The organism is Arenibacterium halophilum (assembly GCF_005938225.1).
Taxonomy (GTDB): Bacteria; Pseudomonadota; Alphaproteobacteria; order Rhodobacterales; family Rhodobacteraceae; genus Arenibacterium; species Arenibacterium halophilum.
Window position 1 is genome coordinate 122,921 of sequence record NZ_VCPC01000004.1, and the last position, 25,444, is coordinate 148,364.

The following is a 25,444-nucleotide window of genomic DNA, read 5'->3' on the forward strand; positions in this document are numbered from 1 at the left end:
CGGCGTCACTGCGCCGTGGCCCCTTGGCTTTGCGTGACCGATTACTCGGTGTATTTGTCGATCAGCATCCGTGCTTCGTCCAGAAGCGCCTGACCGTCCTTGCCACGCTTGTTCATGTCCTCGACCCATTCGTCGTAGATGGGCTGCGACAGCTTGCGCCACTCTTCGGTATCGGCCTCCGAGATGGTGATGATGTTGTTGCCGCGATCCACGGCCACCTGACGTGCCGGGCCGTCCGAGTCGGCCTGAGTGCCGCCCGCAAAGACCGAGAATTCAAGGCCCGAGTTATCGTCGATCACCTTCTTCAGATCGTCGGGCAGGCTTTCATACTTGTCCTTGTTCATCGCCAGAACAAAGGTCAGCACATACAGCGCCTTTCCGGTGAATTCGGTGTGGTTGCCCACCAGTTCCGGCACTTTCAGCGCGGTGGTCACTTCCCACGGGATGGTGGTGCCGTCGATCACGCCTTTCGACAGGCCCTCGGACACGGCAGGCACAGGCATACCAACCGGAGTCGCGCCCAGCTTGGTCAGCAGCGAGTTGACCGAACGCGAGCCGCCGCGAATCTTCATACCCTGCAGATCTTCAGGCTTTTCGACCGGATCCTTGGTGTGGATCATGCCCGGGCCGTGGACCCATGTGCCCAGAATGTGCACATCGCGGAATTCGTCATCCTTCATGTGCTTTTCGAACATTTCCCAATAGGCACGGCTGACCGCGCGGGCGTTCGTCATCATGAAGGGCAGTTCGAACACTTCGGTCGTCGGGAAGCGGCCCGGAGTATAGCCGACCACGGTCCAGACGATGTCAGCGACGCCGTCGATGGCCTGGTCCATCAGCTCTGGCGGCTTGCCACCCAGCTGCATCGAGGGATAACGATCAACCTTGATGCGGCCGTCCGACGCTTTTTCGACGTTGTCGGCCCAGACATCCAGAACCAGTTTCGGCACATTGGCCTGCGCGGGCAGGAACTGGTGCAGCTTCAGCGTCACCTCTTGCGCGATGGCCGAGGTCGCCCCAAAGCCGGTCGCCAGCGCTGCGATGGCCGCAGCACCCACGTATCCCATCAGTTTTCTACGATTGGTCATAAGTTCCTCCCTTTGACCCCCTGTTTTGCAATATAGTGCACGTAGACACTTATATTGCAACATCTAAGCGACAGTCATGTTAAGCCATGCCACGCGGCCGCGCGATTCGTCAATTTTGTTATGAGTTATACCTAATCCGCGCGGCCGGACATGGGTTGCCGCCGCAACAACTATAACGACCCGCCAGCATTTGCCAACGGGTCGAATAAACCGCCGATCGGAATTTTCGCCTTATTCAGCGTCGGTTATCGTCAGCTCGATCGGGTCCAGCCCATCAATCCCGCCGGTGATCTTGTCGCCCGCCACAACCGGGCCAACGCCTGCGGGCGTGCCCGTCATGATCAGATCGCCAGGGCGCAGGTGATAAAACTTCGACAAGTCCATCACGATTTCATCCAGCTTCCATATCAGTTCGGCCAGCGTCGCATCTTGTTTCACCTCACCATTCACCTCCAGGTGAATACGCTGCGGGCCAATCTCGCCCAATTCGGCCGCCGGGGTCAGCGGGGCGAACACCGCGCTGCTTTCCACGTCCTTGCCCAGATCCCACGGGCGCTGTTTCTCGCGCGATTTGATCTGAAGATCGCGGCGCGTCATGTCGAGCCCGCAGCCAAACGAATGGATCGCACCCCGCGCCTGTTCGGCATCGGCCCGGAACACCGGCGCGCCAATCGCCATCACCAATTCCATTTCATAGTGAAAGTTCTCGGTGCCCGGCGGATAGGGCATCGACGCGCCGCTTGCCACGGCATTGGCGGGCGATTTGGTGAAGTAGAACGGCGCCTCGCGGTCCACTTCGAACCCCATTTCGGCGGCATGAGCAGCATAGTTGCGCCCCACGCAGAAGATGCGGCCCACAGGGTAACCCGCGCTTTCGCCCTTGACCGGAATGGTCAGGGTCTCGGGCAATTCAAACAGCAATCCGCTCATCTCGTGCGTTCCTCGTCATATCCAAGTGTATCTTGCAACGGCCAGTCGGGCGCCCGGAAAACGTATCCTAGGGCCCCATGCAACAATCTGGCCGCTGATCGAAACGGTTCCATTGCCCTTGATTGCGTGGAATCCGCCAGATGTCGAGCGCAGAGGCGGCGCGCCCACGCAACGCGCGGCACCTGCGCTCGTAACCATGTTTATGTATGGCCTGCTCTCTCGGCGCCGATGTCACTTCGTACGGCCATCTTAATCAGGAATTAATTTGCATGTGCAGACTGTACAGACAGGGCCGCTGACCAGACCGCGCCCTGTTTGGAATGCAAGATGCTTGTACCCCCGCTAATTCTGGCGACTTTCTCTGCCCTGATCGCCGCGCTGTTCGCGGCGAAGTCAGACATGCCAGCCTGGACGATCTTGCCGATCTATTCGGCAACGGGCATCGGGGTGTTCATCGCGGTGATCGGTGTGCAGCAGTCCCTTGCCAAGTGGCGCAAACGGCGGCGAAAACGACAGATTTCCGTCACCCCTGCAAAACTGCACCTGCGATCATGACAGCCGTAGCGCGACGGATTATATAGCGCCCGAACCATGTGGGCAGGGCAGATGCAGACCGACACTTCGCAACGCGGCAGTCGCGTCATTACTCTTCTTGTCTATGCATTCACATGCCTTTGGGCGGCCTTTGTTCTTTATGGAACACTCACCCCGATGCCGGCCCTTCCGGGACCTCCGCGTAGCGACCTGATCGTGCATTTCGCGGTTTTTTTCGTTCTGGTGCTGCCCTCGGCCACCGTGCTCCCGCGACATGCCTTCGCCATTGCCTTGTTTGCGTTGACCCTGGGGGGCGCGATCGAATTGATCCAGCCGTATGTCGGCCGATCCCGTGAGTTTCTTGATTTTCTGGCCGATTCCGCCGGTGTACTGGGCGGCCTGTGCGCCGGCAAGATGATCCGCATGGCGTTCGGGTTGCGCGAATCAACTGACACAGCCACAGGTTGAGCCAGCCTTGCGTCGATAACGCCTTGTAAAACTGCATGAGATTTCAGGTTTCGCGCCCGGAATACCCCAATTTCCACCGATTTTCCCGAACGAAACCCCATTTATTCTGCCATTTTTTCCAATCCGGCGCCAAGGCCGCCACATTACTGCCTCATTGGATTGTGAAAGTAAGGTTAATAAATGAGGCAAATGCATCCGGACCCCACTAGGGCCTACCGGAGAAGACGAGGAAGACCATGAGAATCCTGGCCGTCGATGATGATCCGATCATCCTTGAGCTCTTGTCAGAGCTTCTTGCGACGATGGATACCGAACATGATGTTATGACCGCCGATTCGGCGATCGATGCGCTTGAACTTCTTGCGCGTCCAGAAACAGAACCGTTCGACTGTTTTCTTCTTGATATCCAGATGCCTGGCATGGACGGCATCGAGCTGTGCCGCAAACTGCGCGAAACCACGCAATATGCGCGCGTTCCGGTGCTGATGATCACCGCAATGTCGGACAAGAACTATATCGACAATGCCTTCACAGCCGGCGCGACCGACTATGTGACCAAGCCCTTCGACATCACCGAACTGCGGTTCCGCATCAAAAATGCCGAATCGCGGGTGAGTGGCGACTCGGCCCTGACGAAGAAGATCTTTGCGGTGCAGCGCAGCGAAGCCAAGACGGGCGATCCCAACGAAAAGGTGTCGCTGAACGAACCCGTCCCGATCATGGATGTCGATGGTGTTATCGACTATTTTGCCTTCGAGAACTATGTAACGCAGCTGTCGCGTGGATCTCTCTTTGGCTCGACCGTCTTCGCGTTTTCGATCCGCCGAATTCAAGAGCTGTATAATCAAAGCACGGCCTTCGGGTTCGAATGCCTGATTACCGACACGTCCGAGGCGATTTCGGATTGCCTTAAACCGCACCAATTCCTGATTTCCTATGCCGGTAACGGCACGTTCGTCTGCGTGGTTGAAGGGGGCCATCGCCCCGATCTGGATCGTTTGACCGATCAGATCAACCTGGCGATCCACGACATGGACCTGCATTTCTGCGACGGGCGCAAACTTGATTTCCGTCTTTGCGCAGGCCAGGCTTTCCGCCTGATCTGGCGGGCCGGACGCAACGTGATCGACGCGGTTCTCGAAGCGCACGCTAGCGCCGAAGAAGAGGCGATCCGCCGCGAGAAAATGCAGGATGAATATTGGTTGTCGGAGCGTGCCGGATGATGATGGAAACGGTTCAAGCCGCCGAAATGCTACCCGGGCTGGAGCGTATTCGTGCGCGTTTCATCACGATGCTGGTGGATCGGCTCGACGAGCTGGAGCAGCTTTGCGACAATATGTACGAAGACGCGCCCGATTTGGCGGCGTTGGAGATGTCGAAGAATATCCTGCACAAGATTGCTGGTTCTGCCGGAACGCTGGGCATGACCACGCTGGGCGACGCCGCCCGCACCTGCGAGAATCAGATCATCAGCTTTCTCGAGTCGAGTCAGCCGGGGCTGGAGCAAATTTTCGATTCGCTGGGTGAGTTTGCCGAATTGGCGGAAGGACTGGTCGCGCCGTCCCACTAACCGGCCGGCACAAACGCTGACAAAAAAAACCGCCCATCGGGCGGTTTTTGCGTGTTGATGATCGCGGTGATCGACTAGGCCTTACCGGCCTGTTTCAGCGCATCCATGATCTGATCGCCCAGGGAAATCGGATCGAACGGCTTCACAACGACAGCGATCGCCGACAACGATTTCAGTTCTTCCACCTCGGCGGGCTGGGCGCGGGCGGTCATGAAAATCGCGGGCGTGTCAGCCATGCCTTCCATGGTACGCAGCTCTTTCAGCGTTGACGGGCCGCTCATCCCCGGCATCATCACGTCGAGCAAAAGAACATCCGGGCCAAACCCGACGGCGCGCTCGATCGCCTCTTCGCCCGAGGCGCATTGCAAGACTTCGAACTCCCCAGACAGTTCAAGCGCCATATTCGCGACTTCGCGAATATCTTCGTCATCCTCGACATGCAGCAATTTCAGCAATTCAGTCTTCCTGTTCCGTTCGGATCAGCTCGCGATTTCGGCCGGCTGGTCCTGCAAGCTGTCGTTAACCTCTGCCACAGGAAACTCAACAAAGAAAGTCGAACCTACGCCTTCCTGGCTGACCATGCCAATCCCGCCGGACTGTTGCTCCATGATGACCTTGGATATGTTCAGGCCCAGGCCGGTGCCCTGCACCCCGCGGTGCGATTTGTCCTGCTTGACTTGGGTGAAGCGTTCAAAGATTCGGCCCTGCGCCTCTTCCGGTATACCGGCGCCAAAGTCCTGCACGCTGATCCGATAGCTTTGGCCAACCTGTTCCACCCGCACGATCACCTTGCTGCCGACGGGCGAAAACTTGGCGGCGTTCGACAAGAGGTTGGTCAGAACCTGAAGGGTGCGGCCAAAATCGTAAGAGGCATGGGCCGCCTCGTCGACACCCTGCTTTTCGACGGTCACGTCAAAGCGGTTGGCAAACTGTTCGTTGGCGGCAATGGATTCGTCGATCACCAGCGACAGCGGCATGGTGTTCATCTCAAAAACCATCTGACCGGCGGCGATTTTCTCGATATCCAGGATGTCGTTGATAATCATTACGAGCCGGTCGGAATTGCGATACGCGATGCTAAGCATAGAGCGCGCTTTTTCCGGCAACTCGCCTGCCGCATTCGACAGCAACAGCCCCATCGCGCCCTTGATCGATGTCATCGGCGTGCGCAGCTCGTGGCTGATGGTGGCAAGAAGCTCGGCTTTTACCCGTTCGACTTCGGCCTGCTCCGAGGCATCGCGCAGCACCGCGACCAACTGCTTTTCACCCGAGTAAGTAGTGATAAGCTGAATCCGGTTGTTGTAGGGCACCCCGTCGATGTCATCGGCATAGGTGATCTGATCCACCTCGCCCGTCAAAAGCGGTTCAATCCGGGCGCGGAACTTGGCTTCGTCCAGGTCTTTGCAATCGTCCCACAGCGTCTTGGTCTTGACCTCGCCCGCCTCCCAGCCGACCCGCGCCAGCGCCGCTTCGTTCATGTAGGAGAAGGCGAGCGTTTCCGGGTCCAGCATATAAACTTCGTCCCACAGCTTGTGCAGCGTGGTGAACAGATCGTTCTGCTGGGCGTTGATCTTGGCGGTCGTGACATCTGTGCGGATCGACACGGTGCCGATCAGGTGGCCTTCACTGTCAAGGCGGGGCAGGATCGTGGCCTGCGTCCAGATCGTCTTGCCGCTTTTGCACCGCATCCGGGTTTCTCCCGTCCAGGGAATCCCGCGATCAAGCCCAGCGCGAATTCCGGCAAACTGGTGCTTGTCTTCCTCGGCGTACAGAACACTTGTACTTTGGCCCAGCAGATCCTCGGCGGTGAACCCGCTGACTTCAAGCAGCTTGTCATTGACGTGAAACAGGCGCGCGTCGCGGTCGGTCAGGCTGACCATCGCGTGGTGATTGAGGGCCGACACCTCTTGCAGAAGCTGGTTGCGGCCGCTTTGCCCGGTTGCCTCTCCCGAGTGCCCATCGAAAATGTACCAGAAGACCAGCGCCATGAAGACCCCGGCGGCCAGCGTAATATAGGGAACAAGTGTGCGGGACAGAGAGTAGCCAAAGGCGGCGGCGACGACAGGGCTAAGAAGAAAAACCGCCAACGCAAGAAGTATGGATTTCATAATGAACTTTTTTGAGTTCATGAGTCCCTGCCCGAAATGCCCAAGGTAAATCGCCGGCTATTCCAGCGCATTGATAATAGTTGCCGCGAACATCTAATAAAGCCTCGTGGCCTGTCAACGTTCTTGACCAAGATTGCAGCGCTATTCGAACAATTGATGCCAAGATAATGTCAAAAGTGAGGTTTATCACACAATCCGACCGGCTTGTGGCGCAAGATTGTTCTTTAAGGACATATGGTTAAGGCAAGCCTCCGGTGTCGCTTTACGACTGCCCTACAGCCATCGACATACCATCGTTTCGGCGCTCGGCCTTGGGCTCTTCCTGCGGCACGGTGAATAGGAACGTCGTGCCCTTGCCCAGCACGCTTTCATAATCCACGGTACCACCCATACGTTCTACGATCTGTTTCACGATCGACAATCCAAGCCCTGTGCCGCCCTTCTCGCGGGTATCCGTACTGTCGGCCTGCGAAAACGGTTTGAAAATGTTCGCCCGGAAGGTGTCGGGAATGCCACGGCCGGAATCGATCACGCGGAAGGTGGTCATCGTGTCGCCAGCCCGGGCCTCGATCCGCACAACGCTGTCACGCTGTGAAAACTTGCAAGCGTTCGAGATCAGGTTGGAAAACACCTGCGCTGCCCGGGTCCGGTCGATCCAGATCGCGCCGGTGTCTTCAGGAATGTCGAATTCCAGCCGGATGCCCAGACCATCGGCATAGGGCAGCATCTGGTGACTGACCTCTTCCAGAAACTCCGCGACGTCTTCGGATTCGAAGTGGAACTCAAGCTGACCTGATCCGATCCGCTCCATATCAAGGATGTCGTTGACCAAAGCGATCAGACGGTCGGAATTCGATTGTGCGATATCCAGCAGGCGATGCCCCGACCCCTTCAGAGAATCGCCCAGCGCGTTTTCCAGCAGCGCCAGCGCCCCACGGATTGATGTCAGCGGCGTACGCAATTCATGGCTGACTGTCGCGATGAACTCGCTCTTCATCCGCTCCAGGTTCTTGATCTCGGTGATATCGTTGACCTGCACGATATAGATATCGTCCTGGGTCTGCTTATCCGGCGTCCACGACACGCTGGTCAGACCCCAGAACCGGCTGCCGTCGCGACGCGTGAATTCGCGCTCTGCCTCCACCGAATGACCGCCAGCCTGTTTGACGCGTTCGATCTGCTTCAGGATGTCGATCAGATCGTCGCGGGCCAGAATATCGCGCAGTTTGCGGTTTTCAGTCAGATCGACCTCGCCAAAGCCAAGCATCTCGCAGAAGGCGTCATTTACCGCTGAAAAGCGGCCGTCTGGCAGCAGCACGGCATTGCCGACGGGTGCATAGGAAAACACCAGCCTCAGGCGCTCTTCGTTTTCGCGGATCTTCTCTTGTACCAGGACCTGGTCGGTCACGTCTGTCTGGGCTCCGATCAGATACTTGCCCCGATCCGGCCCGTCCATTTCTACCACCGCGGCGTTCGACATCATCCAACGCCAGCCCTCGCCCTCGAAGTGCATCCGGTACTGTGAAATCGCGCGCTCGGTCTCGCCCCGGATACAGGCCGCATCGGCTTGGGCCAAGGCATCGGCATCGTCGGGATGAATGCGCGACTGGAAGATCTTCTGGTAATCCAGACCATCCTCATCGACCGGCAGGTTCATCAGCCGCTTCCAACTGTCGGTCACTTCGGACCGGCCGGTGCTGAGGTCGATGTTGAACACGCCGATCTGCGCGCCCCGCAAGGCCAGGTCCCACCGGCGCTCGGTATTCTCGACCTCTTCGATCATCCGCATTTCTTCGGTGACATCCCGGATGATCAGCGTCGTACGCCGCGAGCCGTTGGCCGAGGTCCAGGCGCTGGCCCTGACATCGAAATGCCGCCGCCGTCCCGAACCCGATCGCCGCCACGACAATCGCTGCATCGGTTCGTCCAATTCGATCCCCGGAAACGCCTGCCCGGCCGGACGGCCGACGATTTCGGCCTCTTTCCGGCCCAGCATCGTCAGGGTCGCCTTGTTGCAACTCAGGATATATCCGTGCGGATCCAGCGTCAGGATGCCAGCTACCGCGTTTTCGACAATCGACCGGTTTTCCTCTTCGCTGGAAATCAGGTCGGATGTCTTGCGCGCCACCTGGCGCGACACTTCCTCTTCGCGGCGGGAAATCGTGCGCAGCAGGTAACCGAAAACCCCCGTCAGAAGAGTACCGCCCACAAGCACGACAATCGCGCTGATCTGTGAATACCTGTCGTTAAGCTGCTCTGTGCTGGCCCATTCCATCACTATGGGCAAACCGTGCAGGTTCAGCGCGCTGCGCCGCCCGAACAGCGCGTCGGCGGCATCGGCCTGTGCGGCATCGACGCTGGGAAAATACGGCGCCGCGTCGGCCTGAGCGCGCGCAGACATGGTGAACAATTTGCCCTGAGAGGCCGTCAGATTGGCCAGCGCGGCATCGACAAAGATCGGCGCATAGGCCCAGCCCCGCAAAGCTGCCCGCCGTTCCTCCACAGTGCCAACCGGAGCGTCGGTGCGGAAAACGGGACGCACGAAAATGAACGCAGTTCGCGTGTTTCCATCGATTTCCAGCGGAACCGGCGGCGACAGACGTGCAAGGCCGCTGTCGCGTGCCTCTTCGAGAGTCGTACGGTAGGCGTCCTCGGCTGCCATATCCAGCCCGGGGACATCCGGGTTCAACTGCACCGGCTCGATATATTTCACAAGATACAGCGTATCCGTGCCTGCATCTGGATGCACACGAAACCCGGTTACACCAAGCGATTCGACCTCGGCCAGAAAGGCGGGCAGATCCGGACGCCCTATTTGCTGAATGAACCCAAGCCCGTTCAGCCCGTGCAGCGAAGTGTCGGCCGCGATGGTTGCATCGACGTAATGCACCATATCGTCGCGCGTCACCGTTTCCGATGCGTTGAACAGGCCCGCCAACCCGTCAAGGTGACGGCGAAAGGCGGTAAAGCGCGTGTTGATCGAATCCACGGTGTCAGAGGTGAGGGTAACAAAGGTCCGCTCTGTATCGCGCCATGCAACGCGATCCACCGCTCGGTAGGCCAGGATAGTGATCACAACGCAAAGGGTCAGCAACCCGAACTGCGCGGTTCTTGTCCCTAACTTCAAGGTCGGTTTTTCCTCCGCCCGCCACTGCCACCCGCATTCTTGCAGGCCAGACTTGTTTTTTGCATTGCCCAGATCGCCATGCACCCCATTAAAAGGTGTATTTCGATTTCACGTTGGACTGTTGCTATCGCAACTCAGTCCGCCGGTTCCTTGAAACAGGCTCCCGGCAACCCGGCTATGACGTTACCATACAATCTTGACGGGAAAATCCCCCGTACCCCGACGTAATCCAAAACCTGTGACGAAAATTAGCCGCCACGGCGGCACCGTGGCGGCGAACCCGGAAAAATTCCCGGTCAGACAGCGGCGTTTACTGCGCCGAAAGCTGCTCTTCATACAGATCAAGCAGCGCCTGACCCTCGGCCCCGGCCCGTTCGACATAGGCCGCAGCCGACGGCGCATACATCGCCGCCCGCAGCTCGGCGGCCTCTTCCTCGGAAACTTTACGCACGTCGATTCCGCTCGTCTCGATCTCGGTCAGCGCGGCCTTGACCGCCTCTGCCTTGTGCGCCGTCAGCGCGGGGATGACTTCGGCAAAGGCCGCGACGATCACATCGCGATGCTCTTGCGGCAGGTCGTTCCACCAGGTCGGGTTGAACAGAACCACGTCCTCCATCGCGCCATGGTCAGACACCACCAGATGCTTCTGCACTTCGTGAAACTTCATCCGCAGGATGGTATCCAACGGGTTTTCCTGCCCGTCCACGACACCCGTCTGAAGCGAGGTGTACAGCTCGCCAAACGGCAGCGCCACGGCCGAGGCGCCCAGCGCGCCGAACTGCTCGATCAGGATGCGGCTATCCATCACGCGAAACTTCTGATCCGCGAAATCCGCCATCGAATCCAACGGCTTGTTCGAGGTGAAATTCTTGCGCCCGTTGGGCCACAACGCAACGCCCACCACTCCACGGCTGGCAAAGGAATCCAGCAGCGCCTGCCCGAACGGCCCGTCGCGCAACGCCTGCGCCTTCGCGTCGTCTGCCGGCAGCAGATAGGGAATATCAAGGATCGACACCACGGGGTTGAACCCGCCCAGGAAGGCCGCGGGCGACACCGTCGCCTCGAGCGTGCCCAGCTGGACCGCTTCGGTCATCTCGCGCTGGTTGCCCAGCTGACCCTGCGGAAAAATCTCGAAAGCCACGGCGCCGCCGGTGCGTTCGCTGACCAGCTCTGCCACCTGTTCCAGATGAATGTGCCGGCTTTGCTGCATCGATTCCAGATGCCCGATGCGGGCGACATAGTCTTGCGCGGCCAAAGGCACACTTAGCCCGGCCAGCACCACGACCGAGGCCGCCAGACGGCGAAAGGAAAGAGAAGAATTCAGGGGGAACATGGCAGCACTCCTTGGCTTGGGTGCAAATCCCTACCCCGACGCCGCCTTGTCATTCAACTGTCATGACAGCCCCGGGCGCCGCGCAACTGGCAAAGCGCCCGGTTTCAAGGCAGCTAGGTCAGGCCCAGCAGCTTGGCCGCGTTGTTTTTCAGGATGCCGGGGCGCACGTCGTCCCGGAAATCGGCCTTGTCGAAGGCCGCCAGCCATTTCTCGGGTGAAATCATCGGCCAGTCCGACCCGAACAGCATCTTCTTGCGCAGCAGCGTGTTGGCATAGCGCACAAGAATCGGCGGGAAATACTTCGGCGACCATCCCGACAGGTCGATATAGACGTTGGGCTTGTGCTGCGCCACGGCCAGCGCCTCTTCCTGCCAGGGAAAGCTCGGGTGCGCCAGGATGATCGGCATGTCGGGGAAATCCACCGCCACATCGTCAATATACATCGGGTTGGAATACTTCAGCCGCATCCCGTTCCCGCCGGGCATCCCCGAGCCGACACCCGTCTGCCCGGTGTGAAACAGCGCCGGCTTGCCGGTCTCCGCAATCGCCTCGTACAGCGTATAGGCCATCCGGTCGTTCGGATAGAAGCCCTGCATCGTGGGGTGAAACTTGAACCCCTGAACGCCGTAATTCTCGACCAGGTTACGCGCCTCGCGCGCGCCCAATTTGCCCTTGTGCGGATCGATCGAGGCAAAGGGGATAAGGATATCGGAATGCTTGGCGGCCAGCTCGGCCACTTCTTCATTCTTATAGCGGCGATACCCGGTTTCGCGCTCGGCATCGACGGGAAAGATTACCGCCGCGATGTTCTGCTCGCGGTAATGCGCCGCAGTCTGTTCGACAGTCGGCGGATGCTTCCACGGCGCACCGAAATATTCAGCCATCGCCGTTTGCAGATCGTCATACCCATCGTCCGCATGGCAGCCACAGGGCTCCTCGGCATGGGTATGAAAATCAATGGCCCGTACCTTTTCAAGGTCGATCATCGCGGCAACTCCTCTTGCGGCACGGCGCGAAAACATCCCGCCCGGCCTGAATTGTCAAATCCCCTCAGACACCGCCCCTGCTTCTTTGGGCGGCAAATATCCTCGGGGGGCGCGGGGGGCCGAGGCCCCCCGCTTGTTCCTCATCCTGGAGGGCAGACACCCTCGCCCTGATTACAGGCGTTCCACCGCCAGCGCGATGCCCTGGCCGCCGCCAATGCACATGGTGATCAGCGCGCGTTTGCCGCCAATGCGCTCCAGCTCGTACAGCGCCTTCACGGTGATGATCGCACCGGTTGCGCCCACCGGATGCCCCAGCGCGATGGCGCCGCCGTTCGGGTTGACCCGCGCGTTGTCGAGCCCCAGCTCGCGGCTCACCGCCAGCGCCTGCGAGGCAAACGCCTCGTTGCTTTCGATGACGTCGAAATCATCGACCGACAGGCCCGTACGTTCGCACAGCGCCTGCACCGCAGGGATCGGGCCAATGCCCATCACCTCGGGGCGCACGCCGGCATGGGCATAGCCCAGCACCCGCGCGCGCGGTTTCAACCCGGCCGCCTGCGCCGCCTCGGCGCTGGCCAGCACCAGCGCGGCCGCACCGTCGTTGATGCCGCTGGCGTTGCCCGCCGTTACTGTGCCGTCTTTCTGGAACGCGGGGCGCAGCCCGGCCAGCGCCTCGGCGCTTGTTGCTTTCGGGTGTTCGTCCTTGGCAAAGGGCACCTTCTCGCGGCGCACCATCACGTCGACCGGCACGATCTGGCTGTCGAAATACCCGGCCTCGATGGCCGCCGCCGCGCGCGTCTGGGATTGCAGCGCGAATTCGTCCTGCTGCTCGCGGGTGATCTGGTGCTCTTTCGCGACGTTTTCCGCCGTCACGCCCATGTGGCCGGTGCCAAACGGGCAGTTCAGCGCGCCCAGCATCATATCGAGCGACTTGACATCGCCCATCTTCTGCCCCCAGCGCGCCGAGGGCACGATGTAGGGGCTGCGCGACATGGCCTCGGCCCCGCCGGCCAGCGCAAATTCGGCATCGCCCAGCGCCAGCGACTGGATCGCCGAGACGATCGCCTGCGCGCCCGACCCGCACAGCCGGTTCACGTTCATCGCCGGGGTGCTTTCCGGCACGCCAGCGTTCATCGCCGCAACCCGGCTCAGATACATGTCGCGCGGCTCGGTGTTAATGACATGGCCGAACACCACATGGCCGATCTGTCCCGCGTCGACACCGGACCGCTCCAGCGCCGCTTCGGTTGCCACGGTCGCCAGATCAATCGGCGCAACACTCGACAGGCTGCCGCCGAAGGTGCCGATAGCCGTGCGCGCGCCGTCCAGAATCACGATGTCTTTCATGGGGGTCCTCACTCTCTCTTCCTCGTCGGCGCGACTATACGCACGGGCCGACAGGCATTTCCAGTGTGATGCTGCGCTGCAGCCAATTGACAGGACCCTACGTCACAAGGCAATTATCCGTCATGACGGACAGTACCGACGACATACTGAACCTGCTGCCCGCGCGGCTGAAACAGGCGCGGCGCGCGCAGGGTCTGTCGCTCGAAGCGGTTTCGAACCTCTCGGGCGTGTCACGGTCGATGGTCAGCCAGATCGAGCGTGGCGAAAGCAGCCCGACCATCTCGACCCTGTGGAACCTGACCCGCGCCTTGCAGGTGGATTTCGCCGGCCTGCTCGAGGCCGAGACCCGCGATGGCACGATCGACGTTCTGCGCGCCCGCGAAACGCCGACCATCGACAATATGGGCCAAGGCTGCCGCATCCGCATCCTGTCCCTGCCCGAGGAGGCCAACCGGCACGAGCTGTACGAGCTTGAATTGAAGCCCGGCGGCCGCCTGCCCAGCCAGCCCCACGCGCGGGGCACCGTAGAAAGCCTGACGGTGATCTCCGGCCAGCTTCAGGTGCAATCGGGCGCGGCGCTGGAAACGCTCGGCCCCGGGGACACCGCGCGCTATGCCGCAGATGTGGCCCACGCAATCACCGCCCCCGGCGAGGCGGCCCGCGCCTTCCTGATCGTGAAGTCGGAGTAATTCCACCTTACCGGACAAATTTCCGCTAAACAGAATTTCCCCCATTTCGGAATTTTTTCCGCTATGATAGACATCACGGCAAATGGAGGCCCGTGATGTCCGAATCGTTCCTGTCGCACCTGTCCGAAACCCTTGCCCAGATCGAGGCCGACGGGCTGACCAAACGCGAACGCCCGATCACCTCGCCCCAAGGGGGGCGGATCACAGTCGGCGAGCGCGAGTTGATCAACCTCTGCGCCAACAACTACCTCGGGTTGGCCGACCACCCCGACCTGATCGCCGCCGCCAAGGCCGCGATGGAGCCGAAGGGGTTCGGCATGGCCAGCGTGCGGTTCATCTGCGGCACGCAGGACATTCACCGCACGCTGGAACAGGCGCTGGCCGGGTTTCTGGGGATGGACGATTCGATCCTGTTCGCTGCCTGTTTCGACGCCAACGGCGGGCTGTTCGAACCGCTGCTGGGCCCCGAGGATGCGGTGATTTCCGATGCGCTGAACCATGCCTCGATCATCGACGGCATCCGGCTGTGCAAGGCGAAACGCTATCGCTATGCCAATTCGGACATGGGTGATCTTGAGGCGCAGCTGAAAGCCGCCCGGGCCGATGGCGCGCGCCACATCATGATCGCGACCGATGGCGTGTTCAGCATGGACGGCTATCTGGCGAAACTGCCCGAGATCCGCGCGCTGGCCGATGCCTATGACGCGGTGGTAATGGTCGACGATTGCCACGCGACCGGCTTCATGGGGCCGCAGGGTCAGGGCACGCCCGCGCATTTCGGCACCCGCGCCGACATTCTGACCGGCACTTTGGGCAAGGCACTGGGCGGGGCCATCGGCGGCTATGTCGCCGGGCCGCAACCGGTGATCGACCTGCTGCGTCAACGCGCGCGGCCCTACCTCTTTTCCAACGCGCTGCCCCCGGCCATCGTCGCCGCCGGGATCGAGGCGCTGCGCCTTGTCCGCGAAGGCGATGCTCTGCGCGCGCAACTGTTTGAAAACACGCGCTATTGGCGTGCGGGATTGGAGCGGTTGGGGTTCACCCTGCTGCCCGGCGAACACCCCATCGTGCCGGTGATGCTGGGGCAGGCGCAGCTGGCGCAGGACATGGCCGCGCGCCTGTTTGACGAAGGTGTATATGTTTCGGGGTTCTTCTTTCCCGTGGTGCCGCATGGTCAGGCCCGCATCCGCACGCAGATGAACGCGGCGCTGACCCGCGACGATCTGGACACCGCGCTGGCCGCCTTCGAAGTGGCGGGCCGCAAGACAGGAGTGCTGTCATGACCAACGAAATGAGGGCCCTGTGCAAGGCCGAACCGCGTGAAGGGCTGTGGATGCAGACCGCCCCGGTGCCCGAGATCGGCCCCGACGACGTGCTGATCCGCATCAACAAGACAGGCATCTGCGGCACCGATATCCATATCTGGAACTGGGACGACTGGGCCCAGCGCACCGTGCCCGTGCCGCTGATTACGGGCCACGAATTCGCTGGAGAGATTGTCGAGATCGGAGCCAATGTCGATGGGCTGACCATCGGTCAGCGATGCAGTGGCGAAGGCCACCTGATCGGCAAGACCTCGCGCCAAAGCCGGGCCGGCAAGTTCCACCTTGATCCCGCAACGCGCGGCATAGGGGTGAACGAACAGGGCGCCTTTGCGCAATATCTGAAACTCCCCGCGTTCAACGTGGTGCCCCTGCCCGATGAAATTTCCGACGACATCGGCGCCATTCTGGACCCGCTGGGCAACGCGGTGCACACCGCGCTCAGCTTTGACCTGATCGGGGAAGACGTGCTGATCACCGGGGCCGGGCCGATCGGAATTATGGCCGCTGCCGTCGCCCGCCATGTCGGCGCACGCTATGTCGTGATTACCGACGTGAACCAGCACCGGCTGGATCTTGCCGCGCAGGTGGCCGATGTGATCCCGGTGAACGTGTCGGAAACCGACCTTCCCGAGGTAATTGCCCGGCTCAAGATGAAACAGGGCTTTGACGTGGGTCTGGAAATGTCGGGCAATCAGCAGGCGCTGGACCAGATGGTCGAGGCGATGACCATGGGAGGCCGCATCGCCATGCTGGGGATCCCTCCGGGCAAATCGCCGGTCGACTGGTCGCGCATCGTGTTCAAGGCAATCACGATCAAGGGCGTCTATGGCCGCGAGATCTTTGAAACCTGGTACAAGATGATCGCGATGTTGCAGAACGGGTTGGACGTGTCGGGCATCATCACCCACCGCTTTGCGGCGGACGAGTTTCAGGCAGGCTTTGCCGCGATGAAATCCGGCCAAAGCGGCAAGGTGGTGCTGGACTGGCGGTAACCCTACGGCACCAGCGGCAACCGCCCGGCTTCGTCCAGCATCCATGCGCTGGTGCCTTCGAACACCACCGGGTACAGAGTGCGGCCGTAACCCGCGCCGCCATCCAGGTTTACGCGGTTGCCATAGTGAAACGGCAAGTCGATGGCGGTATGGCCATGCACCACCAACCAGGGGTGCGGGCGAGACTCCTCAAGGAACCCGTCGCGGATCCAGATCAGATCTTCGGGATCTTGATGGGCCAGCGGAACGCCGGGGCGGATGCCCGCGTGCACGAACAGCAGCCCGTCCTGTTCGATGTGGCGCGGCAGGGCGCTGATGAAATCGCGATGCGCCTGCGGCACAGCGGCGCGCGCCTGCTCCAGCACCTCGGCCAGCGGACGGTTCGCCGCCTCGACCACGCCGTATGAGGCCAGCGTCTGCACCCCGCCCAGCCGGGGATGCAGCCAGCCGATGCCCGATTTGATGCGGGGATCATGCATCTCTCCGTCTTGCAGGAACCGGGCGAACATGCGGTCGTGGTTGCCCAGCACCACGCGCCAATCGCAACCTTGGGCGATGCCCCGCATGACACGGTCGATCACGCCCCGGCTGTTCGGCCCGCGATCCACCAGATCGCCCAGAAAGATCACCCGTGCGTCGCGCCCGCCGTCGGCTTCGATCCACGCCAAGGCTTGGTCGAGCATGTCGATCTGGCCGTGAATGTCGCCGATCACATATTGGGGCGCGGGGGTCATGCCGGTCTCCTGTCTGACTTGAAGCCGGATTTCGCACAGCCGCGCCACGCGGTCCACCCTGCCCAGCGATCATGACGAAACCGCGATATGTGCCCGGAAATCCGCAGGTGTCGTGAAATTGAAGCCGCTCCCTTCGCAGATTGCGCAGGGTCGTTAAGATTTCGCCCACCCAGCGCGGCAGGTCCAACCCGCTGCGCCAAGGCAATTTGAAGAAGGAAAGACAAAGATGAAGGGACTACCGTATTGGTTTTTCGCACTTGGCGTGCTGTCGGTGCTGATTGGCATGGTCTGGGGTATCCAGATGGCCGCGACACATGACCACCTGCTGTCACCGGCGCATGCACACCTAAACCTGCTGGGCTGGGTCAGTTTTTCGATTTACGCGTTCTTTTACCACCTCGTGCCCAATGCGGCGCAGGGGCTGCTGCCCAAGGTGCATTTCGCGCTGGCGCTGGTGGGGCTGGTGGTGCTCGTGCCGGGGATCGCCATGGCGCACATGGGTGTGAACGAGGGGGTCGCGGCGGCCGGGTCGATCCTCAGCCTGCTGTCGATGCTGGTGTTCGGGGTGATCATCCTGCGCCACGGCAGGGGGTAAAGCGCGCGGCGGACCCGAAGCGAAGGCCCGCCGCACCCAAGGCTTATGCCACGTCGAACTGAAGCGGCTTGATCTGGCGGAACAGGCCGGTGTCGGCCAGTTTCTGACGCACGTCGGCGGGCACTTCGTCATCGACATAGAGCAGGGCAATCGCCTCGCCCCCGCGATCCGACCGGCCAAGGGTGAAGTTCGCGATGTTCACGCCATTGGTGCCCAGCGTATTGCCCAGAGTGCCGATGATGCCCGGCACATCTTCGTTCGTGGTGTACAGCATATGCGCACCGACCTCGGCGTCGATGTTGATGCCCTTGATCTGGATGAACCGGGGCTTGCCATCGCTGAACACGGTGCCCGCGATGGACCGCTCGCGCTTTTCGGTCACCACGGTCACCTTGATATAGCCGTCGAAGGCGCCGGATTTGTCCTGATTGGTGGTGCTGATCTGGATGCCGCGTTCCTTGGCAACCACCGGGGCCGAGACCATGTTCACGTCGGGGTTCGACTTTTTCATGATCCCCGCGATCACGCCGCAGTTCAGCGCAGCCAGGTTCATAGACGACACGACACCATCATATAGGATGTTGATCGCCTTGATCGGCTCGTCCGTCATCTGGCCAATGAAGGCGCCCAGGTGGCCCGAGAGTTTCAGCCAGGGGCCCATCACCTTGGCCTCTTCCGCGGTGACCGACGGCATGTTCAGCGCGTTTTCCACGGCCCCCGTCAGCAGGTAGTTCGCCATCTGCTCGGCGACCTGAAGGGCGACGTTTTCCTGTGCCTCGGTCGTCGCGGCGCCAAGGTGCGGGGTGCAGACCACGTTGGGCAGGTTGAACAGCGCGTTTTCCTTGGCGGGTTCCTCGCTGAACACGTCGAACGCGGCACCGGCGACGTGGCCCGATTGCAGCATCTCGGCCAGCGCCTCTTCGTCGACCAGACCGCCACGGGCGCAGTTGATGATGCGCACGCCCTTCTTGGTCTTGGCCAGGTTTTCGCGGCTCAGGATGTTCTTGGTCTGGTCGGTCAGCGGCACGTGCAGGGTGATGAAATCGGCCCGCGCCAGCAGCGCGTCCAGTTCAACCTTTTCAACGCCCATCTTGGCGGCTTTTTCCTCGCCCAGGAAGGGATCGTATGCGATGACCTTCATCTTCAGCCCACGCGCGCGGTCGCAGACGATGCCACCGATGTTGCCCGCGCCGATCACGCCCAGCGTCTTGCCGGTCAGCTCGACGCCCATGAACTTGGACTTTTCCCATTTGCCCGCATGGGTCGATGCGCTGGCCTCGGGGATTTGGCGCGCCACGGCGAACATCATCGCAATCGCGTGTTCGGCGGTGGTGATCATGTTGCCGAAGGGCGTGTTCATCACGATCACGCCTTTCTTTGATGCGGCGTCCTTGTCGACGTTGTCGGTGCCGATGCCGGCGCGGCCGACGACCTTCAGGTTGGTCGCGTTTTCAAGGATCTTCTCGGTCACCTTGGTGGCCGAGCGGATCGCAAGGCCATCGTACTGGCCGATCACTTCGGCCAGCTTGTCCTTGTCCTTGCCCAGATCGGGCTGGAAATCCACGTCGATGCCGCGATCCTTGAAGATCTGAACGGCGGCGTCGGACAGTTTGTCAGAGATAAGTACACGGGGGGCCATGGTGTGTGGTCCTTTGGAAAGCATTCGGAATGTCTGGGGAGCCACCCATCCGCCGGGGACGGGTGGCGGGGCAGGGTCAGGCCGCGGCCTTCTGCGCCTCGATCTCGGCGTTGAACGCCCATTCGAGCCAGGGCAGCATCGCCTGGATGTCGGCGGTTTCCACCGTCGAGCCGCACCAGATGCGCAAGCCCGGAGGCGCGTCGCGATAGGCGCCCACGTCCAACGCCGCGTTTTCAACTTCCATCCGTTTGGCGACGGCCTTGGCAAAGGCGGCGCCATCGGCGATGCGGGCATCGGTGAACTTCAGGCAGACGCTTGTGTTCGACCGGGTCGCCGGATCGGTGGCAAGGAAATCGATCCAGTCATGTGCCGCGACGAAATCCGACACGGCGGCAGTGTTGGCATCGGCGCGGGCGATCAGGCCTTTCAGCCCGCCCACATCGCGCGCCCAGTCGAGCGCCAGCAGGTAATCCTCGACCGCCAGCATCGAGGGCGTGTTAATGGTTTCGCCGTTGAAGACGCCTTCGATCAGCTTGCCACCCTTGGTCAGGCGGAAGATTTTCGGCAGCGGCCAGGCGGGGGTGTAGCTTTCCAGCCGCTCGACAGCGCGGGGCGACAGGATCAGCATCCCATGCGCCGCTTCGCCGCCCAGAACCTTCTGCCAGGAGAAGGTCGTCACATCCAGCTTGTCCCACGGCAGGTCCATCGCGAAGGCGGCGCTGGTGGCGTCACACAGCGTGAGGCCGGCTCGGTCCGCGGGGATCGCATCGCCATTGGCGACACGCACGCCCGAGGTGGTGCCGTTCCAGGTGAAACACACGTCCTTGTCGAAATCGACGCCCGCCAGGTCGACGATCTCGCCGTACTCGGCGGTCTTGACCTCGGCCTCGATCTTCAGCTGCTTGACCACATCGGTGACCCAGCCCGCGCCAAAGCTTTCCCAGGCCAGCATCTCGGCCGGGCGCTCGCCCAGCAGGTTCCACATGGCCATTTCAAAGGCGCCGGTGTCCGACGCGGGTACGATGCCGATGCGGTAATCGGCCGGCACGCCCAGAATGTCGCGGGTGGTTTCGATCGCCGCTTTCAGCTTGTCCTTGCCAACGGCGGCACGGTGCGACCGGCCCAGCGGAGCATGGGCAAGTTTTTCCAAGGCGAATGCGGGGGGTTTGGCACAGGGGCCAGAAGAGAAACGCGGATTGGCCGGCCGCGTCGCCGGTTTATCAATAGCCATGTAGCTACCCTTCCAGATAAGCGCCCCTCGTTGGGGAGGGGTGTCCCACCGCCGCACTTACGCCTGCGCCGCGCGGCTGACAAGCGGGGAAATTCACCGAATGCGCCGCATCACCCACAAAAAACGACGCGCCCCGTTCCGATCGGAAACTGCCGCGCTTTGGCGACTCGGTTGCGCATGGTAGGATGGCGGTATTTTCAGACAAAGGATTTGACCATGGCCGGATCAGTGAAAGCCAAAACGCCCTCGCCCAAGAACGTGCCCTATACCGTGGCCGGTGACACGCTGGCCGACATCTGGGCGGATATTGAAAAGAAGGGCCCCAAAGTGAACGGCAAAAACCGCGCGGGCAAGACGGTGGCAAAGGGCGATGCCAACCCGAACTGCGGGTTCAAGGTGAAAGAAGACAAGAAAAAGGGCGTGTTTATCTGCGATCTGGCCACCAGCGTGGTGAACGTCTCGCTGGTGGATTGCACCATCGACCACCCCAAGCTGAAGTCCGACAAGAACCTGAGCGCCAAGGCCAAGAAGGAATGGAAGCGGTTCATGAAGGAGTTGATGGTGCATGAAAACGAACACGTCACCGCAATGATCGACGAGATGAAGGCCCTGGGCAAAGAGGTGGTGAACATCACCAAGCAGGTCGAGGACGCCGACAAGAAAGTCGCGCAGGAAAAAGCGCTGAAAGAATGGGAAACCGACGTGCTCGCAAAGATCGACACCTCGACGATCGAGGCGCGGCTGGAAAAGGTGAACAAGGCGCTCGACAGTAAAACGGGCCATGGGCCGGTGCTGGATACCTCGATTCCCTAGGGTCTGGCGCAAGCGGGGGAAACATGCTTTGACGCGGACAACCGCGTGAAAGGACCGCCCCATGTATGTCGTCACCTGCCTGACCTCGCCCAAGAACCCGGGGCTGGACCATACACTGGTAGACTCGCTGCGCGCGGCCTGGGGCGGGCACCAGGTGCGCTGGCTTGCGCTGAACGAGGCGGCGGAATTCACCCTGGCCGAGGTGCCGTCGAACCGCTGGGAAGTCTGGGAAGATCTGCAAAAGCTGGGTGTCGATCTGGTGGTGCAGCCGGTCGAGGGGCGGCGCAAGCGGATGCTGCTGGCTGATATGGACAGCACAATGATCCAGCAGGAATGCATCGACGAACTGGCGGACGAGGCCGGTGTGGGCGCGCGGGTGAAAGACATCACCGCCCGCGCCATGAACGGTGAGCTGGATTTCGAAGGCGCGCTGATCGAACGCGTCGGTCTGCTGGCCAATCTGCCCGAAGCGGTGATTGCCCGCGTGCTGGACACGCGCATCACTTTGATGCCCGGCGGGCCGGAACTGGTGGGCACCATGCGTGCCAACGGGGCTTATGCGGCGCTGGTCTCGGGCGGGTTCACAGCCTTTACGCGCGTCGTGGCGGCCAAGCTGGGGTTCGACGAGAACCGCGCCAACACGCTGATCGCCGAGAATGGCGCCCTGACCGGAGAGGTCGGGCGCCCGATTCTGGGCCGGCAAGCCAAAATCGAGGCGCTGGAACAGATCACCCAGCGCCTTGGCATTTCCGAATCCGAGGTGATTGCCGTGGGCGATGGCGCGAACGATCTGGGGATGCTGGGCCGGGCGGGCACCGGCGTGGCGCTGCACGCCAAGCCGGTGGTGGCTGCCGAATGTGACGTGCGCATCAACTTTGGCGATCTGTCGGCGCTGCTGTTCATCCAGGGCTATGCCCGCGCCGATTTCGTGACCGGCTAGATCGGGCGCAACAGGGTATCCGCCGCGCGGATGCGCCCCGCCGTGATGCCGCGCCGATTGACCAGCGGCGCGTTCAGATAGGCCGCTGTCGCCGGGTGGTCGGCACTTAGCACGCCCAGCTGCACCAGGATCGCGGTGATCGCGCATTCGCTGGCGCGCGTTGCGCCGTCTTCGATCTTGACCGCGACGCCCAGCTTGCGGCCCGGCAGGATCGCGACGAACACGCCTTCGGCGCCGGTTTTCACCGCCACCTGCCCACCCATCGCGCGCATCAGCGCGGTGCAGGCGCGGCCCTCGCCTGCGACCAGCTCGGGGTGCGCCATCATCGCCTGTGTCAGCCGCTGCGCCGCGTCGCTGGCACGGTCCGATCTCTCGCCCGCGCTGGCAAACCACGCCATTGCCCGCGCCAGCCCCTGCAACGACGTGGCAAAATTCGGCGCGGAACAACCGTCGATGCCATAGCCTTCGCTGGCGCGATCCGTCGCTTCCTCGAACGCGGCAAGGCAGGATTGCTGCACCGGGTGATCGACCTCGGTGTATTCCGGCCCCGCGCCCATGTACTGCGCCAGCGTCAGGAACCCGGCATGTTTTCCGGAACAGTTGTTGTGCACCTGGCAGGGCGACGCGCCGTCGCGGATCAACGCCTCGTGCGCGGGCCGGTCGGCCGGATCCTGCGGGCCACAGCGGAAATCGCCATCCGCCAGCCCAAGCTGATCCAGCCAAGCCGTGACCCGCGTGGTATGAATGGCCGCACCATTGTGCGAGGCACAGGACAGCGCCAGTTGTTCGGTCCCCAACCCATAGCGATCCGCCGCGCCCGATGTCAGAAGCGGCAGTGCCTGCACCATCTTGCAGGCCGAGCGCGGGTAAATCACCGCTTGCGGATCGCCCCAGGACGCCACGATGTTACCGCTATCGTCACAGATGACAGCGTGCCCGCGATGCAGGCTTTCCACCATCGCGCCGCGTGTGATTTCGACAAGCACTTCGGATGCGCTCATGGAACACCTCAAATCTGCGCGAAAATCTGCCAATCGCCCTTTCGCCTGTGGTGATTGTTAAGTTAGTGTGGCTTTGTCGGCAAGCGACGGGATGCGCCGTCAAGACGGGCGTTGAACCCCGCGCGCGCACCATGTTTAGTATTGAGGTAACGGACAGTCTGGAGGCTGGCAGATGGGATCGAAACTTGTCCGGGGGCTAATTGGCCTGAGCGCGGCAGTGTTCGCGACGGCAACTTTCGCGCAGGAGCAAAGCACGAACCGCGTGGCGGCCAAGACCGACTGGAGCGTGTTCGTCGAGGATGACCCGAACGAATGCTGGAGCGTGTCAGCGCCCAAGGAAACCGTGAACACACGCGACGGCCGCGTGGTTGCCGTGCGGCGCAGCGACATTCTGTTGATGGTGTTCTACCGCCCGAACGCGGGCGTGAACGGGCAGGTCACCTTTACCGGCGGCTACCCCTTTGCAGACGGGTCGACCGTAAACCTGAACATCTCGGGCAGCGAGTTTGAACTGTTCGTCGATGGCGAATGGGCCTGGCCGGCCTCGGCCGCCGATGACGCCAAGATCATCACCGCGATGAAGCGCGGCACCGATGCGGTTCTGACAGCACGTTCGGCCCGGGGCACCCAGACAAAAGACACGTTTTCGCTGCTTGGGTTCACCGCCGCCGTGGAAGACGCCGAACAGCGCTGTTCCAGCTAATACGGTCTGATCGGGCACGCTCGCGCAGCTTTGTTTTGAAACGGGTGGCGAATCCTGTATAGGGGCGGCTTGTTTCAAAGCTGTCACAACGATGGAAACCGCGCCTATGTCCGCAACGGCTCCGATCACGCAGGATGTGCACACGATCCCCCGGAAAGCCCCCGAGGGGCCCGTCAACCTTGTTGGGCTGACGCGCGAGGGGATGCGTACGGCGCTGATCGAGGCGGGCACGCCCGAGAAACAGGCCAAGATGCGTGTTGGTCAGATCTGGCAGTGGATCTACCAGTGGGGCGTGCGCGATTTCGCGCAGATGACGAACCTGGCCAAGGCCTATCGCGCGGATCTGGCCGAGAAATTCGTGATTGAAATCCCCGAGGTGGTGTCAAAGCAGGTCAGCAATGACGGCACCCGCAAGTACCTTGTCCGCATCGCCGGCGGTCACGAGGTCGAGGTGGTGTACATCCCCGAGGAAGATCGCGGCACGCTCTGCGTCTCGTCTCAGGTCGGCTGCACGTTGACCTGTTCGTTTTGCCATACCGGCACGCAAAAGCTGGTGCGCAACCTGACGGCGGGTGAAATCGTCGGGCAGGTGATGATGGCGCGCGACGATCTGGGCGAATGGCCGGTGCCCGGCGCGCCCAAGGATGAAACGCGCCTGCTGTCGAACATCGTGCTGATGGGCATGGGCGAGCCGCTGTATAATTTCGACAACGTGCGCGACGCGATGAAAATCGCGATGGACGCCGAAGGCATCCAGTTGTCGCGCCGCCGGATCACGCTGTCGACCTCGGGCGTTGTGCCAGAAATCGCGCGCACGGCCGAGGAAATCGGCTGCCAGCTGGCGATTTCCTTTCACGCGACCACCGATGAAACCCGCGACATTCTGGTCCCGATCAACAAGCGCTGGAACATCGACACGCTGCTTCAGGCGCTGGCGAGCTACCCAAAAGTGTCGAATTCGGAACGCATCACCTTTGAATATGTGATGCTGAACGGGGTGAACGACACCGACGCCGACGCGCACCGCCTGATCAAGCTGATCCGCGATCACAACATCCCGGCCAAGATCAACCTGATCCCGTTCAACGAATGGCCCGGCGCGCCCTATAAACGGTCGTCGAACAACCGTATCCGTGCGTTTGCCGACATCATCTACAAGGCCGGGTATGCCAGCCCGATCCGCACGCCGCGCGGCGAGGATATCATGGCCGCCTGCGGGCAGCTTAAATCGGCCACCGAACGCGCCCGCAAATCGCGACGCCAGATCGAGGCAGAGGCCGGGCTGTAACCC

24 protein-coding genes are annotated in these 25,444 nt (G+C 61.5%); 12 read left to right on the forward strand and 12 right to left on the reverse strand.

Going from position 1 to position 25,444, the window contains the following annotated elements; all coding sequences use genetic code 11:
- Positions 1 to 41 precede the first annotated feature (41 nt).
- Positions 42 to 1,088 carry a TRAP transporter substrate-binding protein gene (locus tag FGK64_RS17510; protein WP_138865151.1) on the reverse strand — a complete coding sequence of 349 codons (1,047 nt, stop codon included), beginning with the start codon at positions 1,086 to 1,088 and terminating at the stop codon, positions 42 to 44.
- A gap of 231 nt (positions 1,089 to 1,319) precedes the next feature.
- The gene (locus tag FGK64_RS17515; RefSeq protein WP_138865152.1) at positions 1,320 to 2,018 is read right to left on the reverse strand and encodes a fumarylacetoacetate hydrolase family protein; all 699 of its coding nucleotides are present in this window, start codon (positions 2,016 to 2,018) and stop codon (positions 1,320 to 1,322) included.
- A gap of 327 nt (positions 2,019 to 2,345) precedes the next feature.
- On the opposite strand from FGK64_RS17515, the gene FGK64_RS17520 reads away from it, so the two are divergent.
- The 4 genes from FGK64_RS17520 to FGK64_RS17535 all read left to right on the forward strand — a co-directional run bounded on the left by FGK64_RS17520 (position 2,346) and on the right by FGK64_RS17535 (position 4,590).
- A complete protein-coding gene (locus FGK64_RS17520; RefSeq protein ID WP_138865153.1) occupies positions 2,346 to 2,573 on the forward strand; it encodes a hypothetical protein in 228 nt (75 codons plus the stop codon).
- 51 nt (positions 2,574 to 2,624) lie between these two features.
- The gene (locus FGK64_RS17525) at positions 2,625 to 3,020 is read left to right on the forward strand and encodes a VanZ family protein (protein WP_138865154.1); all 396 of its coding nucleotides are present in this window, start codon (positions 2,625 to 2,627) and stop codon (positions 3,018 to 3,020) included.
- 236 nt (positions 3,021 to 3,256) lie between these two features.
- Positions 3,257 to 4,243: a response regulator gene (locus tag FGK64_RS17530; protein WP_138865155.1), complete on the forward strand. Its 987-nt coding sequence runs from the start codon at positions 3,257 to 3,259 to the stop codon at positions 4,241 to 4,243.
- Positions 4,240 to 4,590: an Hpt domain-containing protein gene (locus FGK64_RS17535; RefSeq protein ID WP_138865156.1), complete on the forward strand. Its 351-nt coding sequence runs from the start codon at positions 4,240 to 4,242 to the stop codon at positions 4,588 to 4,590. The genes FGK64_RS17530 and FGK64_RS17535 overlap by 4 nt, the downstream gene beginning before the upstream one ends.
- A 74-nt stretch (positions 4,591 to 4,664) precedes the next feature.
- Here the strand turns inward: FGK64_RS17535 and FGK64_RS17540 are convergent, their stop codons facing one another.
- The 6 genes from FGK64_RS17540 to FGK64_RS17565 form a co-directional block, all read right to left on the reverse strand.
- Positions 4,665 to 5,045, reverse strand: coding sequence for a response regulator (locus FGK64_RS17540; RefSeq protein WP_138865157.1), 381 nt, complete (start codon positions 5,043 to 5,045; stop codon positions 4,665 to 4,667).
- A 24-nt stretch (positions 5,046 to 5,069) separates the two neighbouring features.
- On the reverse strand, positions 5,070 to 6,698 hold the full coding sequence (locus tag FGK64_RS17545; RefSeq protein ID WP_171054131.1) for an ATP-binding protein: 1,629 nt from the start codon (positions 6,696 to 6,698) through the stop codon (positions 5,070 to 5,072).
- Between the two features lie 262 nt (positions 6,699 to 6,960).
- A complete protein-coding gene (locus FGK64_RS17550) occupies positions 6,961 to 9,825 on the reverse strand; it encodes a CHASE domain-containing protein (RefSeq protein ID WP_138865159.1) in 2,865 nt (954 codons plus the stop codon).
- 310 nt (positions 9,826 to 10,135) lie between these two features.
- Entirely contained in the window at positions 10,136 to 11,158 is a 1,023-nt protein-coding gene (locus FGK64_RS17555) for a TRAP transporter substrate-binding protein (RefSeq protein ID WP_138865160.1), read from the reverse strand.
- A 113-nt stretch (positions 11,159 to 11,271) separates the two neighbouring features.
- Positions 11,272 to 12,144 carry an amidohydrolase family protein gene (locus FGK64_RS17560; RefSeq protein WP_138865161.1) on the reverse strand — a complete coding sequence of 291 codons (873 nt, stop codon included), beginning with the start codon at positions 12,142 to 12,144 and terminating at the stop codon, positions 11,272 to 11,274.
- A 171-nt stretch (positions 12,145 to 12,315) separates the two neighbouring features.
- Positions 12,316 to 13,491: an acetyl-CoA C-acyltransferase family protein gene (locus FGK64_RS17565; RefSeq protein ID WP_138865162.1), complete on the reverse strand. Its 1,176-nt coding sequence runs from the start codon at positions 13,489 to 13,491 to the stop codon at positions 12,316 to 12,318.
- A 122-nt stretch (positions 13,492 to 13,613) separates the two neighbouring features.
- Here FGK64_RS17565 and FGK64_RS17570 point away from each other — a divergent pair, with 122 nt between their 5' ends.
- From FGK64_RS17570 to tdh, 3 genes are all read left to right on the forward strand, one after another.
- The gene (locus FGK64_RS17570; protein WP_138865163.1) at positions 13,614 to 14,180 is read left to right on the forward strand and encodes a helix-turn-helix domain-containing protein; all 567 of its coding nucleotides are present in this window, start codon (positions 13,614 to 13,616) and stop codon (positions 14,178 to 14,180) included.
- Positions 14,181 to 14,275: 95 nt separating this feature from the next.
- The gene (locus tag FGK64_RS17575) at positions 14,276 to 15,463 is read left to right on the forward strand and encodes a glycine C-acetyltransferase (RefSeq protein WP_138865164.1); all 1,188 of its coding nucleotides are present in this window, start codon (positions 14,276 to 14,278) and stop codon (positions 15,461 to 15,463) included.
- The gene (gene tdh / locus FGK64_RS17580; protein WP_138865165.1) at positions 15,460 to 16,497 is read left to right on the forward strand and encodes an L-threonine 3-dehydrogenase; all 1,038 of its coding nucleotides are present in this window, start codon (positions 15,460 to 15,462) and stop codon (positions 16,495 to 16,497) included. Before FGK64_RS17575 ends, tdh begins: the two co-directional genes overlap by 4 nt.
- A gap of 2 nt (positions 16,498 to 16,499) precedes the next feature.
- Here tdh and FGK64_RS17585 read toward each other — a convergent pair whose 3' ends face one another.
- A complete protein-coding gene (locus FGK64_RS17585) occupies positions 16,500 to 17,231 on the reverse strand; it encodes a metallophosphoesterase family protein (protein ID WP_138865166.1) in 732 nt (243 codons plus the stop codon).
- 226 nt (positions 17,232 to 17,457) lie between these two features.
- Here FGK64_RS17585 and FGK64_RS17590 point away from each other — a divergent pair, with 226 nt between their 5' ends.
- The gene (locus FGK64_RS17590; protein ID WP_138865167.1) at positions 17,458 to 17,826 is read left to right on the forward strand and encodes a hypothetical protein; all 369 of its coding nucleotides are present in this window, start codon (positions 17,458 to 17,460) and stop codon (positions 17,824 to 17,826) included.
- A 43-nt stretch (positions 17,827 to 17,869) separates the two neighbouring features.
- Here the strand turns inward: FGK64_RS17590 and serA are convergent, their stop codons facing one another.
- Together serA and FGK64_RS17600 are read right to left on the reverse strand one after the other, a co-directional pair.
- Positions 17,870 to 19,465 carry a phosphoglycerate dehydrogenase gene (gene serA, locus FGK64_RS17595; RefSeq protein ID WP_138865168.1) on the reverse strand — a complete coding sequence of 532 codons (1,596 nt, stop codon included), beginning with the start codon at positions 19,463 to 19,465 and terminating at the stop codon, positions 17,870 to 17,872.
- Between the two features lie 76 nt (positions 19,466 to 19,541).
- On the reverse strand, positions 19,542 to 20,696 hold the full coding sequence (locus FGK64_RS17600) for a phosphoserine transaminase (protein WP_138865169.1): 1,155 nt from the start codon (positions 20,694 to 20,696) through the stop codon (positions 19,542 to 19,544).
- 216 nt (positions 20,697 to 20,912) lie between these two features.
- Between FGK64_RS17600 and FGK64_RS17605 the strand changes: the two genes are divergently transcribed.
- Both FGK64_RS17605 and serB read left to right on the forward strand, forming a co-directional pair.
- Positions 20,913 to 21,509 carry a DUF922 domain-containing protein gene (locus FGK64_RS17605; RefSeq protein WP_171054132.1) on the forward strand — a complete coding sequence of 199 codons (597 nt, stop codon included), beginning with the start codon at positions 20,913 to 20,915 and terminating at the stop codon, positions 21,507 to 21,509.
- A 61-nt stretch (positions 21,510 to 21,570) separates the two neighbouring features.
- Entirely contained in the window at positions 21,571 to 22,449 is an 879-nt protein-coding gene (gene serB, locus FGK64_RS17610) for a phosphoserine phosphatase SerB (protein WP_138865171.1), read from the forward strand.
- Here the strand turns inward: serB and FGK64_RS17615 are convergent.
- Positions 22,446 to 23,450, reverse strand: coding sequence for an asparaginase (locus FGK64_RS17615; RefSeq protein WP_138865172.1), 1,005 nt, complete (start codon positions 23,448 to 23,450; stop codon positions 22,446 to 22,448). The genes serB and FGK64_RS17615 overlap by 4 nt on opposite strands.
- Before the next feature lie 172 nt (positions 23,451 to 23,622).
- Between FGK64_RS17615 and FGK64_RS17620 the strand changes: the two genes are divergently transcribed.
- Together FGK64_RS17620 and rlmN are read left to right on the forward strand one after the other, a co-directional pair.
- Complete coding sequence (locus FGK64_RS17620) at positions 23,623 to 24,153, forward strand: invasion associated locus B family protein (protein ID WP_138865173.1); 531 nt, start codon at positions 23,623 to 23,625, stop codon at positions 24,151 to 24,153.
- A 106-nt stretch (positions 24,154 to 24,259) separates the two neighbouring features.
- Positions 24,260 to 25,441: a dual-specificity RNA methyltransferase RlmN gene (gene rlmN / locus FGK64_RS17625; protein WP_138865174.1), complete on the forward strand. Its 1,182-nt coding sequence runs from the start codon at positions 24,260 to 24,262 to the stop codon at positions 25,439 to 25,441.
- The last annotated feature ends 3 nt before the right edge of the window (positions 25,442 to 25,444 follow it).

Bases quoted from the DNA above. Each gene is read 5' to 3' on its own strand.
- serA (WP_138865168.1), bottom strand. From the start codon at position 19,465: ATGGCCCCCCGTGTACTTATCTCTGACAAACTGTCCGACGCCGCCGTT.
- FGK64_RS17510 (WP_138865151.1), bottom strand. From the start codon at position 1,088: ATGACCAATCGTAGAAAACTGATGGGATACGTGGGTGCTGCGGCCATC.
- FGK64_RS17545 (WP_171054131.1), bottom strand. From the start codon at position 6,698: ATGAAATCCATACTTCTTGCGTTGGCGGTTTTTCTTCTTAGCCCTGTC.
- FGK64_RS17535 (WP_138865156.1), top strand. From the start codon at position 4,240: ATGATGATGGAAACGGTTCAAGCCGCCGAAATGCTACCCGGGCTGGAG.
- FGK64_RS17565 (WP_138865162.1), bottom strand. From the start codon at position 13,491: ATGAAAGACATCGTGATTCTGGACGGCGCGCGCACGGCTATCGGCACC.
- FGK64_RS17615 (WP_138865172.1), bottom strand. From the start codon at position 23,450: ATGAGCGCATCCGAAGTGCTTGTCGAAATCACACGCGGCGCGATGGTG.
- FGK64_RS17515 (WP_138865152.1), bottom strand. From the start codon at position 2,018: ATGAGCGGATTGCTGTTTGAATTGCCCGAGACCCTGACCATTCCGGTC.
- FGK64_RS17570 (WP_138865163.1), top strand. From the start codon at position 13,614: ATGACGGACAGTACCGACGACATACTGAACCTGCTGCCCGCGCGGCTG.
- FGK64_RS17590 (WP_138865167.1), top strand. From the start codon at position 17,458: ATGAAGGGACTACCGTATTGGTTTTTCGCACTTGGCGTGCTGTCGGTG.
- FGK64_RS17525 (WP_138865154.1), top strand. From the start codon at position 2,625: ATGCAGACCGACACTTCGCAACGCGGCAGTCGCGTCATTACTCTTCTT.
- tdh (WP_138865165.1), top strand. From the start codon at position 15,460: ATGACCAACGAAATGAGGGCCCTGTGCAAGGCCGAACCGCGTGAAGGG.
- FGK64_RS17560 (WP_138865161.1), bottom strand. From the start codon at position 12,144: ATGATCGACCTTGAAAAGGTACGGGCCATTGATTTTCATACCCATGCC.
- FGK64_RS17555 (WP_138865160.1), bottom strand. From the start codon at position 11,158: ATGTTCCCCCTGAATTCTTCTCTTTCCTTTCGCCGTCTGGCGGCCTCG.
- serB (WP_138865171.1), top strand. From the start codon at position 21,571: ATGTATGTCGTCACCTGCCTGACCTCGCCCAAGAACCCGGGGCTGGAC.
- FGK64_RS17605 (WP_171054132.1), top strand. From the start codon at position 20,913: ATGGCCGGATCAGTGAAAGCCAAAACGCCCTCGCCCAAGAACGTGCCC.
- FGK64_RS17575 (WP_138865164.1), top strand. From the start codon at position 14,276: ATGTCCGAATCGTTCCTGTCGCACCTGTCCGAAACCCTTGCCCAGATC.
- FGK64_RS17585 (WP_138865166.1), bottom strand. From the start codon at position 17,231: ATGACCCCCGCGCCCCAATATGTGATCGGCGACATTCACGGCCAGATC.
- FGK64_RS17520 (WP_138865153.1), top strand. From the start codon at position 2,346: ATGCTTGTACCCCCGCTAATTCTGGCGACTTTCTCTGCCCTGATCGCC.
- FGK64_RS17600 (WP_138865169.1), bottom strand. From the start codon at position 20,696: ATGGCTATTGATAAACCGGCGACGCGGCCGGCCAATCCGCGTTTCTCT.
- FGK64_RS17620 (WP_138865173.1), top strand. From the start codon at position 23,623: ATGGGATCGAAACTTGTCCGGGGGCTAATTGGCCTGAGCGCGGCAGTG.
- FGK64_RS17530 (WP_138865155.1), top strand. From the start codon at position 3,257: ATGAGAATCCTGGCCGTCGATGATGATCCGATCATCCTTGAGCTCTTG.
- rlmN (WP_138865174.1), top strand. From the start codon at position 24,260: ATGTCCGCAACGGCTCCGATCACGCAGGATGTGCACACGATCCCCCGG.